15 protein-coding genes and 1 pseudogene are annotated in these 14,363 nt (G+C 65.3%); 8 read left to right on the top strand and 8 right to left on the bottom strand.

The window, feature by feature from the left end; all coding sequences use genetic code 11:
- Positions 1-1,151: adenylate/guanylate cyclase domain-containing protein (locus tag JOZ00_RS13685; protein WP_293344494.1), on the top strand; the 1,151-nt coding region annotated here is incomplete at its 5' end.
- A gap of 16 nt (positions 1,152-1,167) precedes the next feature.
- Here the strand turns inward: JOZ00_RS13685 and JOZ00_RS13680 are convergent.
- Together JOZ00_RS13680 and JOZ00_RS13675 are read right to left on the bottom strand one after the other, a co-directional pair.
- Complete coding sequence (locus JOZ00_RS13680) at positions 1,168-2,163, bottom strand: LLM class flavin-dependent oxidoreductase (RefSeq protein ID WP_293344493.1); 996 nt, start codon at positions 2,161-2,163, stop codon at positions 1,168-1,170.
- Between the two features lie 53 nt (positions 2,164-2,216).
- Entirely contained in the window at positions 2,217-2,969 is a 753-nt protein-coding gene (locus JOZ00_RS13675; protein WP_293344492.1) for a superoxide dismutase family protein, read from the bottom strand.
- A 72-nt stretch (positions 2,970-3,041) separates the two neighbouring features.
- Between JOZ00_RS13675 and JOZ00_RS13670 the strand changes: the two genes are divergently transcribed.
- Positions 3,042-4,307, top strand: coding sequence for an amidohydrolase (locus JOZ00_RS13670; RefSeq protein WP_293344491.1), 1,266 nt, complete (start codon positions 3,042-3,044; stop codon positions 4,305-4,307).
- A gap of 11 nt (positions 4,308-4,318) precedes the next feature.
- Positions 4,319-4,741 carry a Rid family hydrolase gene (locus JOZ00_RS13665; protein ID WP_293344490.1) on the top strand — a complete coding sequence of 141 codons (423 nt, stop codon included), beginning with the start codon at positions 4,319-4,321 and terminating at the stop codon, positions 4,739-4,741.
- Here the strand turns inward: JOZ00_RS13665 and JOZ00_RS13660 are convergent.
- A complete protein-coding gene (locus JOZ00_RS13660) occupies positions 4,708-5,526 on the bottom strand; it encodes a TetR family transcriptional regulator (RefSeq protein WP_293344489.1) in 819 nt (272 codons plus the stop codon). The genes JOZ00_RS13665 and JOZ00_RS13660 overlap by 34 nt on opposite strands.
- Positions 5,527-5,615: 89 nt before the next feature.
- On the opposite strand from JOZ00_RS13660, the gene JOZ00_RS13655 reads away from it, so the two are divergent.
- Genes JOZ00_RS13655 through JOZ00_RS13645 form a run of 3 tightly spaced genes read left to right on the top strand, consistent with a single transcriptional unit; the run spans position 5,616 to position 8,601 of the window.
- Positions 5,616-6,824: an FAD-dependent oxidoreductase gene (locus tag JOZ00_RS13655; RefSeq protein WP_293344488.1), complete on the top strand. Its 1,209-nt coding sequence runs from the start codon at positions 5,616-5,618 to the stop codon at positions 6,822-6,824.
- Between the two features lie 47 nt (positions 6,825-6,871).
- A complete protein-coding gene (locus JOZ00_RS13650) occupies positions 6,872-7,849 on the top strand; it encodes a methylenetetrahydrofolate reductase (protein WP_293344495.1) in 978 nt (325 codons plus the stop codon).
- Positions 7,846-8,601 carry a class I SAM-dependent methyltransferase gene (locus tag JOZ00_RS13645; RefSeq protein ID WP_293344487.1) on the top strand — a complete coding sequence of 252 codons (756 nt, stop codon included), beginning with the start codon at positions 7,846-7,848 and terminating at the stop codon, positions 8,599-8,601. The genes JOZ00_RS13650 and JOZ00_RS13645 overlap by 4 nt, the downstream gene beginning before the upstream one ends.
- Positions 8,602-8,610: 9 nt before the next feature.
- Here the strand turns inward: JOZ00_RS13645 and JOZ00_RS13640 are convergent, their stop codons facing one another.
- From JOZ00_RS13640 to JOZ00_RS13625, 4 genes are all read right to left on the bottom strand, one after another.
- Positions 8,611-9,012: a hydrogenase gene (locus JOZ00_RS13640; RefSeq protein WP_293344486.1), complete on the bottom strand. Its 402-nt coding sequence runs from the start codon at positions 9,010-9,012 to the stop codon at positions 8,611-8,613.
- A 23-nt stretch (positions 9,013-9,035) separates the two neighbouring features.
- Positions 9,036-10,010: a hypothetical protein gene (locus tag JOZ00_RS13635; RefSeq protein WP_293344485.1), complete on the bottom strand. Its 975-nt coding sequence runs from the start codon at positions 10,008-10,010 to the stop codon at positions 9,036-9,038.
- A gap of 134 nt (positions 10,011-10,144) precedes the next feature.
- The gene (locus JOZ00_RS13630) at positions 10,145-10,597 is read right to left on the bottom strand and encodes an OsmC family protein (RefSeq protein ID WP_293344484.1); all 453 of its coding nucleotides are present in this window, start codon (positions 10,595-10,597) and stop codon (positions 10,145-10,147) included.
- A 101-nt stretch (positions 10,598-10,698) separates the two neighbouring features.
- Positions 10,699-11,904, bottom strand: coding sequence for a cytochrome P450 (locus JOZ00_RS13625; RefSeq protein WP_293344483.1), 1,206 nt, complete (start codon positions 11,902-11,904; stop codon positions 10,699-10,701).
- 113 nt (positions 11,905-12,017) lie between these two features.
- Here JOZ00_RS13625 and JOZ00_RS13620 point away from each other — a divergent pair, with 113 nt between their 5' ends.
- Positions 12,018-13,226, top strand: a complete 1,209-nt coding sequence (locus JOZ00_RS13620; protein ID WP_293344482.1) for an alkyl sulfatase dimerization domain-containing protein — start codon at positions 12,018-12,020, stop codon at positions 13,224-13,226.
- Between the two features lie 159 nt (positions 13,227-13,385).
- Here the strand turns inward: JOZ00_RS13620 and JOZ00_RS13615 are convergent, their stop codons facing one another.
- On the bottom strand, positions 13,386-13,694 hold the full coding sequence (locus tag JOZ00_RS13615) for a WhiB family transcriptional regulator (RefSeq protein ID WP_293344481.1): 309 nt from the start codon (positions 13,692-13,694) through the stop codon (positions 13,386-13,388).
- 354 nt (positions 13,695-14,048) lie between these two features.
- Between JOZ00_RS13615 and JOZ00_RS13610 the strand changes: the two are divergent.
- Positions 14,049-14,363: pseudogene (locus JOZ00_RS13610) on the top strand (hypothetical protein); the annotation flags it as partial.

The raw sequence follows: 14,363 nt of genomic DNA, 5'->3' as shown, positions 1-14,363 counted from the left end.
TCGCCGGGGGAACCGGGCACCGGATCATCCAGTACGCGATCGTCGGCGCCGCCATGGGGACGGCGATTCACCTCATCGGTGCGCACAGCGTGGTCGAGGGGGAGTTGCGGCCGCCCCGAGCCGCCATCGCGGGCGACACCGGGATCGGTGACTCCCTGCCGCGATTTCGACCGACTTTCGCGGCGTGGTCGAACTGGTCGGTGCTTGCCGTCGCATTCGCGACCGCCGTCGCGGGAGCGGTGTTGGCGGCAATGTTCGCGCGAGGGAATGACGCCCCGGTTCTCTCCGTGGCGATCGGGTGCGCATTGGTGGTCATCTTCGTCGTGCCGATCGGCGTCGGCGCCGCCTTCTCACTGTCGTTGAGACCCATTCGCGATCTCGCCGAAGGAACGGAACGGGTTGCGGCGGGCGATTACAGCCAACGCCTGCCGGTAGTTCAGGACGACGACCTGGGCGCGTTGGCGGCGTCGTTCAACCGGATGCAGGCGGGTTTGGCTGAGCGACAACGACTTCAGTCGGCGTTCGGCACCTACGTCGACCCGGCGCTGGCGGCCCGCCTGCTTGAACAGGGAGACGAGGTGTTCCACAGCGAGCGCCGCGAGGTGACGGTGATGTTCGTCGACATTCGCGACTTCACGCCGTTCGCCGAGGCGCACACCGCCGAGCACACGGTCGCCCGTCTGAACGCCGTATTCGAAATCGTCGTACCGGCCGTTGTCGATGCGGGTGGGCACGTCAACAAGTTCCTCGGGGACGGCGCCCTGGCTGTCTTCGGCACGCCCAATGATGTTGTGCATCACGCCGACTCGGCCCTGCGCGCGGCCGCGTCGATTCATCGCCTGGTCGCCGCGCGATTCGGTGGCGCGCTTCGGATCGGCATCGGGATCAACACCGGGGTGGTGATCGCCGGCACCATCGGTGGTGGCGGAAAGCTCGAGTTCACCTTGATCGGCGACACCGTTAACGTCGCGGCTCGCGTCGAAGAGCTGACGAAGACCACGGGGGACGCAATCCTTCTCACGCAGCAGACCGTCGACGCATTGCTTTATCAACCCGCCGGACTCATCGACCGCGGTGCGCATTCGCTGAAGGGCAAGTCGGCCCTCACGGAGGTCTTCGGCCTCGACCCCGGACAGTGCCCACCGCGCTGACCGGCCGAGCGTTCGGTCAGCCGTCCAGACCGGCGGCGGCCGCGAATGCTTTGAGTTCCCGCTCGATGTCGGATCCCGCGGGCTGGTAGACGATCTCGGTGACTCCTTGCGAGCCGAGTTCGGAGATTTTTCCCGCGATTTGTTCGGCCTGGCCGGTCAATGCCATCGAGCTGGCCAGCGGAACCAGGCCCGCGACATGCGGCTCATCACTCGGATTGGCCTTCACCAGATGTCCCGCATGGATGGCGAGATGCCGCTCGTCCGTCGGGTATGCCTCGATCGCCTCGCGCCAGCCCTGCCCACCCGGCAGTCCGTCGACCGCGGCGGCGCCGCCGCGCTCATACATGGCGTGATACATCACCACGGCTCCGGGCCCCGCGGCGTCGACTGCGCGCGGCGACGTCAGGTCCTCTCCCGCGTCGAGCACAGTGCCGAAGCAAAGCAGCGCCCGCCAGTCCGAAGTCTTCGCGGCCTCGGGCTGTGGCACCGCCGCGGAGAAGACGCCGTCGGCGAGTTCGGCCGCAACGGCCAGCCCTTTCGGGCCGTCGGCGCCGATCAGTATCGGCACGCTGATCGGTCGCGCTGCCCCGAAGCCCGGCAGTTGCAGCATGCGGATCTTCGCTCCCTCCCACTCGGCGGTTTCGCCGGCGAGGAGAGCGCGCAGGCACCGCACGTAGTCGGCGACGTGGCGCCACGGCATCGGGCGCCGGGCCAAGGCCATTCGGCCGGTGAAACCCGAGCCGATCGCCACGGCGACCCGGCCGGGCGCCTGGCTCGTCAGCTCAGCGATTGCGGCGGCGTTGACCATCGGATGCCGCAGGCTGGGCACGAGCACACCCGGTCCGAGGCCGATGCGTGACGTGCGCTCGGCGCACCGAGTGAGGATCATCCACACGTCCGGGTAGAGCGCGGGCGAGTCGTACAGCCAAGCACGCTTGTAGCCGAGCGTCTCGGCCAGTTCCGCGTGGGCCGGAGTGTCCGACGAAGTTGCGAACGCGCACGAGATATCCATGTGTGGACACTACGAGACCGAGCGGCTTTTGGTTCGGGTCGAGGTTCAGTGCATCAGCGTCCCGGCGGAAGACTCGGCGGAGTCGTCGTCTGCGGGTATGTGGTGCTCGGTGTGCTGGTGACCGTCACGGTGCTCGTGCTCGTCGACGGCGGCGGGACCACGGTCGTGGAGGTACTCGTGGTGACGCTGGTCGTCGTCTCGGTGGACGAGGTCGACGTCGCGGCCGCCGCGGCAATGACGCCGCAGGCGATCCGCTTGCCCCCATCGCCGGTCGCGTTGGTGCCGAGGTAGTCCGCGTCCTGGTGCAGGATCAGGGCGGTACCCGCGCTGTTCCGCAGGTCCGCGGCGGTGAACGCGTTGGTGGTGGTGACGAGTTTTGCCGAGCCGTCGGAGCGCACTTGCAGTGCTGTCAGGTCACCGCTGGCGGGATGACCGGTGTGCCCCTGCGCCTGGAAGACGCTGCCAGCGGAGGCGAAGTCCCCGGTAGAGCCGCCATTCGGCGCGGCCGAATTGGCCTCGCACCTGCCCGCCGAATGGATCATGAGCCCGTGGAAGCCGGGACTCAGAAGCTGGTTGGCCGCGGCCTCGACGGTCACCGTCGCGTAGCCGTTCGCGAAATCGATGGTGGCGGTGGCGACCTGGCTGCCGTCGGCCGCCTTCAGCTGAGTGTTCATTCGTTCCGTGCCGGACGGCGCCCCCGACGACGAGGACGCAGTGCCCTGCCCGCCCTGCGGGTTTGCGCATGCGGCTAACGGTGCGATGGTCGCCGTAAGCACTGCGACCGCGAAGGATACGCCAGTTTTCATGGGCCGGGCCTACCCTGAACAGTCGAAGTCGAAACCACGCGTGGCACTGCATCGAAAGCCATCGGAGGAACATTGACTACCCCGTCGACCCCGACCGCGGCCGTCCTCGACCGGCTACCCGAGATCCGCGACTGGCAGGAAGACCTCTACCGGGACCTCCACCAACATCCCGAACTTTCCCATCACGAACACCGCACCGCGGAGTTGGTCGTCGGCCGGTTGCGCGGTTCGGGTTACGAAGTGCATGACCGGATCGGTGGCACCGGCGTCGTCGGCGTACTGCGCAACGGCAGCGGTCCGACCGTGCTGATGCGCGCCGACATGGACGCGTTGCCCGTCTTGGAGGCGACCGGCCTTCCCTATGCCAGCACCGTGCGCGTTAACGACGCCGCCGGGAAGGACGTGCCCGTCATGCACGCCTGCGGCCACGATATGCACGTCACCTGCCTGCTCGGCGCCGCGGCCTTGCTCGCCGAGGGGGCCGAACACTGGAACGGGACGGCGATAGCGCTGTTCCAGCCGGCCGAAGAAGTTGGTGACGGTGCGCGCAGCATGGTCGACGACGGCCTCGCGAAAGCGATTCCATCGGTCGACGTTGCCCTCGCCCAGCACGTGATGCCCACACCCGCGGGCTTCGTCGGCACCCATCGCGGCGCGGTGCTCGCGGCCGCCGACAGCATGCGAATCACGGTCTACGGCCGCGGCTCTCATGGTTCGATGCCACAGTCCGCCGTCGATCCCGTGGTGCTGGCGGCGATGATCGTGATCCGGTTGCAGACGATCGTCTCTCGGGAAGTGGCACCGGCGGACACCGTCGTGCTGACGATCGGAAGCATCCAGGCCGGCAACAAGAGCAACGTGATCGGCGATCACGCTGTGCTCGAGGTGAACCTGCGCACCTACGACGAAGCCGTCCGCGGCGCGGTACTCGATGCGATCCGGCGCATCGTCATCGCAGAGTGCCAGGCGTCAGATTCCCCGAAAGAACCCGAATTCGAGCTCTACGACCGCTTTCCGCTCACCGTCAATGACGACGGCGTCACCGATCGGGTGAGCGGCGCATTCGCCGCATATTTCGGCGAGCGCTTCAAGCCGATGGCCACGCAGCCGGCGAGTGAGGACTTCAGCGACATCCCGACTGCCCTCGGCATCCCTTATACGTACTGGGGTATCGGCGGAATCGACGAGCGGCAATACCGCGAGGCCGCAGACGCCGGACGATTAGCGCAGGACATTTCCGTCAACCACTCGCCGACTTTCGCCCCCGTCATCCAGCCCACCTTGGACACCGGCACCCAAGCACTCGTGGTCGCCGCGCTGGCCTGGCTCGCCACCTGAGGAGAACGCACATGCGTACACCGGAATTCTTCGCGACTCCCGGCTACGGCGATCGCCAGCTGCGAAACTTCCACTATTCGCAGGCCGTTCGCTACGGCGACCGGGTCGAGACGTCCGGTCAAGGTGGGTGGGACGACCACTTTCGCTATCCGGAGTCGGTTCGCGACGAGATCATTGCGGCCTTCGACAATGTCGAGCGGACGTTGGCGACGGCCGGGGCATCGTGGCGCCATGTGGTGAGCGTGCATTCGTACCATGTGCCGGGCCCGGACGGCCGGATAGGGCCCGAGCACCTGGAGACCATGGTCGACCAGTTGCGCCAGCGCATGGGTGATCGCGCACCGCTGTGGACGTGCATCGGCGTTGCCGCACTGGCGAATCCGGAGATGCGCGTCGAGATTCAGGTCACCGGCGTCGTCGCCGACGAAGGCTGAGCGACGGCGCGCACGAACGCATCGGCGAACACGTCGCAGGTGGTATCGATGTCGGGTAGCGATTGCGCCAGAAGATTCGGCAACGCCGGACGCGTCAGCAGATGAACCATGACGGGTCCCAAAAGCTGTTGTGCCAGAAGCGGTCTGGGTAGATCGCGGATCCTTCCGGCGTCGATCTCGGCGTCGAACCAACGACCGAGCACGCCGAGCATGCGCGGGATGCCGTAGGCCGCGAGAGATTGCACCGCGGGACTGGTCGGCCGGGAGAAGGCCTCAGCGAATATCGCCGGCGCAACGCGGGGTTCGCGACCCAGCGCGTTCGCCACCGTCCGGTAGAAACCGCGGGCCATTTCGGACAGGTCGCCACGGGGCCGTGCGAGGTATTCCTCGATATCGCCGATGGGGCTGTGACGCTCGAAGACCGCCCGCATCAGTTCGTCGCGTCCACCGAAAACCGCATGCAGGCTGTACACGGAGCAACTGGCGCGCGCGGCGACGGCCTCCAAAGTCGTAGCGGCGAGGCCGGATTCGCCGATCAGTGACGCAGCGGCTGCTACCGCCCGCATCCGGACGGGAGGCAGGCCGCCGGGGTCGACTCCGGCCGCGCTGACCGCGTCGTTCAAGGCGGTACGTGAGCCACCGAATCGCCGGAGCAGCGTGCTTCGCGAGATCCCGGCCTCGGTGGCGATCGTTGCGACGGGAACGTCGGCTACATCCTTGCCCAGCTTCTTTGCGGCGCGTAGGGCCGCCTCCACCACTTGGGGCGTAGAGATTGATCGAGCCATTCCACCTCCTCCGCGTGCGTGATACTCTACTTGATGTAGTCTGCAATTGTATTCCACTTGCTGCATCTGTGCAGAAGGAGTGCTCGGCCATGACTGAAGTCATGCGGACCCAGGTCTGCGTCGCCGGTGGTGGACCCGCCGGCCTAGTTCACGCTCTTCTGCTCGCCCGCGCCGGAATCCGAGTCGTTGTCTTGGAGAAGCACAATGACTTCCTGCGCGACTTTCGCGGCGATACGGTGCATCCGACGACCCTGCGGATCATGGACGAGCTGGGGTTCGTCGATGAGTTCTTGCGCCTACCGCACACCAAGATCGACCGTGTCGCGTTCGACACCGACGGCTCGATTCGCACCTTCGGCAACTTCAGCGTGCTCAAACGGCTCGGCTTCAGGCAGCCGTATATCGCGATGATGCCGCAGTGGGATTTCCTGGACTTCATCGCTGAAAAGGCCTCCGCCTACCCGGAATTCACCTTGGTGCGCAATGCCGAGGTCACTGACCTGCTCTTCGACGGCGACCGGGTGGTAGGGGTGCGCACGCCAGAACTGGAAGTGCGGGCCGATCTCGTGGTGGCCGCGGACGGGCGCAAGTCCGCGGTGCGGGCCGCCGCGGGGCTACAGACCGCCGAGGCACACTCCCCGATGGACGTGGTTTGGTTCCGGTTGAAATGGCGCCCCGGCGACCCTCAGGAACTGTTCGCGGTGATCCGCAAAGGCTTGATGATGGCCATGATCTACCGGGGCGATTACTGGCAGATCGCGAGTCTGGTGCCGAAAGGCTCTAACCCCCGCGACGGTTCACTAGAGGAGTTCAAGCAGCGAATCGTCACCGCCCAGCCCCGGCTGCGTGAGCACGTCAACGACCTCACCACTTGGGATGACACCAGCGAGCTCGACGTTCGGGTGGACCGGCTCAAGGCCTGGTGGCGTACGGGCCTGCTGTGCATTGGCGATGCCGCGCATGCGATGTCGCCGGCCGGTGGGGTCGGCATCAACCTTGCTGTCGCCGATGCGGTGGCCGCGGCCAACATCCTGTGCGCCCCGCTGCGCGACGGTCGGCTGACGGACGCGGACCTCGCGAAGGTGCAGAAAAGGCGGGAGCTGCCCACCCGGATCATCCAGAAGTTTCAGGTGTTGGTGCAAGACAACGCGATCGCACCGAATCTTAGTGGTGACCTGTCGCCGATCCACGTGCCGCGAATCGTGGGTTTCGGCCCGCTGCAGGCGCTTCCGCCGATTTTCGTGGGGCGCGGCTTCCGACCCGAGCATGTGCGGACTCCCGACGTCCACGCTACCTAAGAACTGCCCGCTTGTGAGCGCTCGCCGGCGGGTACACACCTGCGGTGATGTCGACGGAGTCGGGCTGTCCGAAACGGATGGAGTTCGGGCCATGCGGCGGGGTGCGGCCCGACGGTCAATGCGAGATGCGGCCTGGCGCGTGCGTGTTCGGTGACGTCGTGCCCTGGTCCGGGTTTCGGCCGTCACCGCGACCGGTCCGCGCGCCGCTGGTGTTGACCGACTTCAGCTGCACACCGTTCGACCGTAACGACGTGGCTGCGACGGCTGCTGTCCTGGGCCCGGGATGTGACGCCGTCCTCGTCGGCGAGCATCAGAACAAACCGGATTTCCCGCCGACGCTGATGGGATCGTTGCTCCTTGATGCGGGAGTGACGCCCTGGATCACGTTGTCGTGCCGCGATCGCAACCGAGTGGTGCTCGAGCAGGAACTCAGAGGGCTGCGCAGCATCGGCGTCGACACCGTGTTGTGCGTGACGGGTGATGGACGCGGCTACGACGTGCGCCCGGATGTCACGCAGACCTTCGATCTCGACGGCCCGCGTCTGGTCTCGCTGGCCGCCTCGGTCGGGATGGTTGCGGCGGTGCCGGAGACGCCCACCGCCCCGCCCGTTCAGGTTCGTCCGACGCGATTGGTTGAGAAGCAGCGGGCAGGAGCGAGCCTCGCGGTGCTCAATCACGTCCCCTTCCCAAACATGGTCGGTGAGTTCATGACTGCCGCGATTTCGCAAGGTCTGTCGATACCCGTGATCGCCGCCGTCGCGGTGTTCACCGACACGGTCTCGGCGGCGGTGCTGCAAGGCTTGCCCGGTCTTGAACTGGACGAGACAGTCGCCGAAGAAGTGCTCGGCGCTTACGATCCGGTGGCGGCTGGGATCACGGCCGCGGTGAACGAAGCGCGTGCGCTGCTGGCCATCGAGGGCGTCGCGGGTGTCAACGTCTCCGGGCTGGCGTCGGCGTCGGGTGTTCGCCTCGGCGCGGAGATCAAAGCCGAAGTCGGCCGCCGCATCCGGGCGGAGGCGTCATGACCGAAGCCATGGAGGCCGAGTTCGACACGGTCGCCGAGTGGACGGCGCAAGTCGCCGAGGAACTCGGCCCGGGCTATCACGTGCCCGCAGGGTGCCGCGGAAGTGGCAGCCCGGCTGCCCTGGACTGGCTCATCGAGCGGATGAAACTGAAACCGGGCACTCGATTGCTGGACTCGGGGGCGGGCGTCGGGGGTCCCGCCGCCTATGCGGCACAATCGCATTCGGTGCGTCCCATACTCGCGGAGCCGGAGATGGGGGCCTGCCGCGCTGCCAGGAAGTTGTTCGACTACCCGGTGATATGTGCGGATGGGAGCGCGTTGCCGGCGGCGGACGAAAGCTTCGACGCCGCTTGGTCGTTGGGCGTGTTGTGTACGACGCCGAATCAGCTGGCATTGCTCGAAGAGCTTCGACGCACGGTCCGACCCGGAGGCCGCATCGGACTGCTCGTCTTCGTGGCACAGCGCGAGATAGCCGCCGAACAGCTTGAGGGAAACCACTTTCCGACACCCGACGGCCTGCTCGGCCTGGCGGAGAGGTCCAGGCTGCACGTAGAGCATTGGACGGGGACGTCCACCCTTGGGCCCATACCCGAGACGTGGAATCAGCGTGTCGAAGCCATCGAGACGATGCTCAGCGATCGACACGGGCATAAGCAGGCCTGGCAGTTGGCCGAACGGCAGAGTTCGAGCATCGGCCACCAGCTCGAGCAGGGCGCGGTGACGGGGGAGCTACTGGTGTTGCGCCGTGCCTGAGACAAGGCCTCAGAGCCCCGCGATGACGATGACCACGCCGACGATGACCGCCACTGCCAACGACACCAACAGGAAACTGACGGCCCCTTCCTTCGTGGTTGAGGTCTCGTGGTTGCCCGCCGCGATTGGTGCGAGCTTGCGGCCGGCGCCCCATATCGCCGCCAGTAGGGTGGCCAACCAGTTGGCGTAGGCGGAGTAGACGATGAGCGCGACCGCGGTCACGCCCCAGGCGTGGGATAGATGGAGGTGCGGCCAGAGCAGGCCCAGCAACACGAGGAACATGCCGTTGAGCACGGCCTCGAGGTGGCTCGACAGCGCCATCCGCGGGTTTTTCACTGCCGGGCCAGCGAATCCGGTGAACAGGCCGAGCAGGAAGAGGACCAGCCCAAGGGTGAACAGCAAACTCTGCATAGTCGAACAGTAGCGGCTCCGCGCTACAGATAGGGCAGAAGGCCTTGCCCCGCAAATTCATCCCGTGAGCCGGTCAGCGCGGACGTCAGTCCGGCAAAGCCTCCCTCCGTTGGCCATTCCGCGATCAGCTTTTGGGTATCCTCGGGAAGGAGTTCCCTTCGGTCCGGTGTATTCCACAGCTCTCGGGTTTGAATCAGCCAATATAGAGCGAATTCACCGATCAGCGCGGCTTCGATCCAAAGGGTCCAATACCTCCAAGCGGGGAATGCGAGATGCGACGTGACAATTGCGATCAGCGTCAGCAGCATCAAACCGCCAATGATCCAGTAGAACCACTCGTAAGCGGATCTATCGGGTGCTTTCGAGGCTTGCTCCCGACTGACGACGTATGCGGTGACGAATACGGTGACGATAAAGGATGCGAGCAACAGGAACCCTGCTATGCCGTGTGCATTCTCGTTGAACCAGTGTGGATGGACGATCAGGGCAAATAGGCCAACCGCCATGACCAGCCAGAAAAACGCTGTCGCCAATGTTCCCACCGGGCTTTTCTTCTGCCGGGAGCGGGTGCGCCAGTGTTGCCACAGAGTGAAAAGCCAGCCCAAGGTGAGCGCAATGACGACGGCCCAGACATTGGGTTGGACGGCGGGCTGAAATTGGGGTGGCAGATCGTCTCGGCCGCACAGCAACCCGGGTCGACCTTGCGGCACCATCGCGGCGATCAACGCGCAAACCCCGGCTAGCGTCAACAACGCATCTTCGGTGTCGCTACTGCCCTTATAGACGATGAAAAGCGTGCCGAGCGCCAGGAGTGCGGCGATGACGATGCTGTGCGCGGACGTGTAATAGTAAGCGCTGATCGCCAATTGCCAGCAGGTTGCCGTTAACTTTTCGATGATCACGGCCGCAAAGAGCAAGATCATGATCACCACCATGCCGACACGCACGTCACGGTATGTGGCAAGCACAATGGAAGTTGGATCGTTTGACTGCTTCACGCTGCCCACCTCCTCAGAGCACAAGCGGATTCTGGCCATAATGATGTGTGGCCATATCGCCGGCTGTACCGGAATTGGCGAAAATTATCCAAAGGTTCTTGGAGATACTTTTTGGATGTAAAGGACGACGGTCGTCAACTTAGAACTGTGGCGATGTCGACCTCCGAGGTCAGGGTCTGATGAACGGGGCAGCGGTCGGCGATGTAGTGCAGCCGTTGCCGTTGCTCGTCATCGAGATCGCCCATCAACTCGATGTCGCGGTCGATGTGTTCGATCCAGCCCTTGGTGGTCTCGCACTCGGCGCAGTCTTCGGCGTGAATACGCGAGTGCCGCAACGTCACTCGAATCCGATCGAGCGGCCAGCCCTTGCGGTTGGCGTACATCCGCACGGTCATCGATGTGCAGGCCCCTAGCGCGGCCAGCAGCAGGTCGTAGGGCGTCGGCCCCGCGTCGGCGCCGATCGGCTCTGGCTCGTCCGCCGCGAGTTCGTGGTACCCGGCCTTGATGTGCTGTGTGTAAGTGCTCGAACCGGTCTCGGTCACGATCACGGTGCCCTCCGACGGCGCCGATGCATCTTGTGTTGTCATGTTTGGATCGTGCCACGCACCAAGAAGCCCAGAGCCGAGCAGCGACGTCGTGAACTCTTACCTGCACTCGGCGATCACCGGTGTGGCCGCCGATCACGAGCTCACCAGGTGATCGGCAGCTCCTCGATCCCGTAGATCTCCTGCTCGTTCTGGAAGCGCAGCTCGTCGGCCGCGACGGCCAGTGCCAGCCCGGGCAACCGGCGGGCCAGCGTGGAAAGCGCGATCTGCATTTCGACGCGGGCGAGGTGCTGCCCGATGCACTGGTGCACCCCGAAGCCGAAACCCAAGTGGCCGCGGGTGTTTCGTGCGGCATCGAAAGTCGCGGGGTCGTCGACGAACTCCGGGTCCCAGTTTCCGGCGGGCAGGTTCATCAGCAGGAAGTCGCCCGCTGGGATCAGCTCACCGCCGAGGTGTAGGTCCTCGGTCGCCACGCGATCGACCTGGCTGTGCACGATCGTGAGGTAGCGCATCAGCTCTTCGATGATGTTGGCGATGACGGCGGCATCGTCCGTCTGGCCGAGTCGTTCGAACACGTCCGAATGTTCAAGCAGGGCAACAGTTCCCAGTGCGATCATGCTGGCCGTCGTCTCGTGGCCGGCCTGCAGGAGGATCAAGCCGTTCATGGCCGCGGTCTCGCGGCTGAGTTGTCCGGTGGCGACGTGATCGGTGAGGAGGCGGCTGATCAGGTCATCGCCCGGTTCGCGCTCTTTGCGCTCGACGAGTGAGAACATGTACGCGAAGAGCGCCCCGATGGCCGCGGCTTTCTCGTCCTCGGTTGACCTCGCGTCGAGCCCGACCGTGCTGTGGTGCTGGAAGAATTCGTGATCGCTGTATGGCACGCCGAGCAACTCTGAGACGACCAACGACGGAACCGGCAATGCGAAGTCCCGCACCAGGTCCGCCGGCGGCCCACCCTCGATCATCGTGTCCAAGAAGCGGTCGACCAAATCCTGGACCTGCGGTCGCATCGCCTCGGCGCGCCGCCAAGTGAAGTCGCGAGTCATCATGCGGCGCAGGCGATTATGCTCCGGGTCGTCGATGCGTGGAAAGATGATCGGCAGTTCGCCGGTGACGCCCGCCGCGCGCAGGCGCGTCTTGATGGTTTCGGCGCTCAGCCGCGGGTCCACCAGCGATGCCCGGATGTCCTCGTAGCGGCTGACGATCCAGGTCGGCCGGCCCTGCCACATTGCGCGTTGCAAGCCCGCCGCGTCCCGCCACTGTTCGAACTCCGGTGGCGGCACCAGCGGGCAGCCCGCCGGTCGCGGCCGGGGAATGACGGGCAGGTCGTCTGTGCTGGGCTCGGTCATGGCGTCACCGAAACCCGGCCGTGCACCCGCGTTCCACCGTCACGCCAACAGATCCTATACGGCCGCAGAGAACAAATGTTAGGTTTGTCGGCGAACGCGAGGAGGATTCGCGGATGACGCCGTCGCTCGACGAACTGGTCAAGCAGGGGGAGGGGTCCCAGGACGCCGTCGATTTGGGTGACGGTGTTTTCATGTCCAGGAACATCGCAAACAGTTACCTGTTGACGACGCCCGACGGTGATCTGCTGATCAACACCGGAACCCAATTCGAGGCCGCGGAGATCAAAGCCCGATTCGCTCGGGTCAGCAACGGACCGGTGCGGATGATCACGTTCACCCAGGGACATCCTGACCACGTCAGCGGGTGGAGCTTGTTCAACGGGCCCGGTGTCGAGACGATCGCTCAGGCCAACCATCGCGACGTCCGCGAGTACTGGCGAAACCTGCACCCCTTCTACGTGCGGCGAATCATGAAGCTGTGGGGCGCTTTCATGGACGTTGAAGCCGCTGCGGCCACACTGCCGCCCGAGCCGGTGCTCACAAATTCGTTCATCGACACCCACGCATTCGAGCTCGGCGGCCGGCGCGTGGAGCTGTACTCCACGCCCGGCGGCGAGACCACCGACGCGCTCGTGGCGTGGCTGCCCGATCCCGGAACCGTGTTCGTCGGCAACCTCATGGGTCCGTTCTTCGGGCACGTCCCGAACCTCTACACGTTGCGCGGGGACAAGGTTCGCAGCGCGATGACGTTCATTCACTCGCTGGACCGAGTCATCGGGCTGCGCCCCGAAACGCTGATCAACGGCCACGAGGTCTTCCGCGGCGCCGAGGCGCTCCTGGCCACCATGACCAAGGTGCGCGACGCGACCGCCTACCTTCGCGATCGCACGATCGACGGCATGAACGCCGGCGCGCAGTTGTGGACCTTGATGCGCGACGTCGCCCTCCCGCCGGAGCTGGCGCTGCCGCAGGTGCACGGCAAGGTCGCCTGGATCGTCCGGGCGATCTGGGAGGAGCACGTGGGCTGGTTCCGCTACGAATCCACCACCGAGCTCTACGACGTGCCGCCGTCGTCCGTCTGGCCGGATGTCGTGGACCTGGTCGGCGGCACCGCCCCGCTCACGGAGCGGGCCGCCTCTCACGTCAACGCCGGCCGGCCCCTGCAGGCGCTGCATTTGACCGACATGATCCTGACCCACGCCCCGGCCGACCCCGACGCCGTGGGCGTGAAACGTCAAGCATTAGAACAGCTTCTGGCCGCCAGCGGCCGGGAGAACCACAGCGAAGTGCAGTGGCTGGAACAGGAGATCGAGAACTCGTGAAGGCCGAAAATAGAAGGTGGCGGGCTACAGCTGGACCGACGTCGTCACTGTCGACCAGCACGCGGTCACGCGCGACGGCGAGCTGACGATCCCGATGAAGATGGTGAACTCGCGCGCCGAAGCCCGGCTGGAACTGCTGCAGACCCTCCCGCGCGCCGATCAGGCCGAGCGACGGATACCGCGGGTGCGGCCGATGTCGCCCTTCAACAGCAGGTCGCGCTCGGATTCGGACAGTCCGCCCCAAACCCCGTACGGCTCACCGACTTCGAGCGCGTGTGAACGGCATTCCTGGATGACCGGGCACCGCCGGCACATCTCCTTCGCGCGCTGCTCGCGTTGCATGCGAGCGCGGCCACGCTCCCCGTCAGGGTGGAAGAACATGGACGAGTCGACACCGCGGCACAGGCCCTGCAGTTGCCAGTTCCAGATGTCGGCGTTGGGCCCGGGTAGCTGCTCTGGCTGTGGCATTGGTGTTTATCCCTCTCTGCACGGCACGCCTAGAAGTTCAGGTTCGCGAAGCGATTGTGCAACCGAATTGAAGTGGGGTCACCGATGACTACCCGTCATGCGTAGACGTTAGGGAGACGGCGAATTTGCGTCAATAGCCAGTTAGCCCGACAAAATATGCTGTCGCCGGACCAGAATTAACTCTGCGTTCATCTGCAACGCATTTGCGAGACGACAAGCGTGCTACCAGGCGTTCGGCTGGACTGAGATTTCCCAGCTCAGCGTGGAGTGGTTGGGAACAAGAATTGAGTACCTAGGCTATGGTCATTAACAGATCGGTAACAGAAACAGCACAAAGTGTTTACTACCATCGCCGTGATTGAAACTCGTCACACTTCCGTTATTGGCCGCCGGTTGGCGGACGCCGCTCTGGGGGACCAGCCCGGCAGCTGGCCGCTGCCCACGGCGTCCACACCGGCCGAATTGTGGCTGCGAGCTGTGGCTGCCGGGGGGCAGGGGCGCTACGGCAGCGCCTATCGCGACCTGGCGTCCCTGCGGCGCTGCGGTTCGGGGGCCGGACGGCTGCTCTCGTTGGCCCACAGCACGCAGGGATCCTTTCTGCGCCAACTCGGTTGGCACGCCCTGGCCCGGGGCTGGGATGGCCGTGCCCTCGCGTTGGCCGGCGACGAC

Origin of the sequence: Mycobacterium sp., assembly GCF_019243155.1 — a bacterium.
Classification (GTDB): domain Bacteria; phylum Actinomycetota; class Actinomycetes; order Mycobacteriales; family Mycobacteriaceae; genus Mycobacterium.
This window is presented reverse-complemented; position numbering and strand designations above follow the sequence as displayed.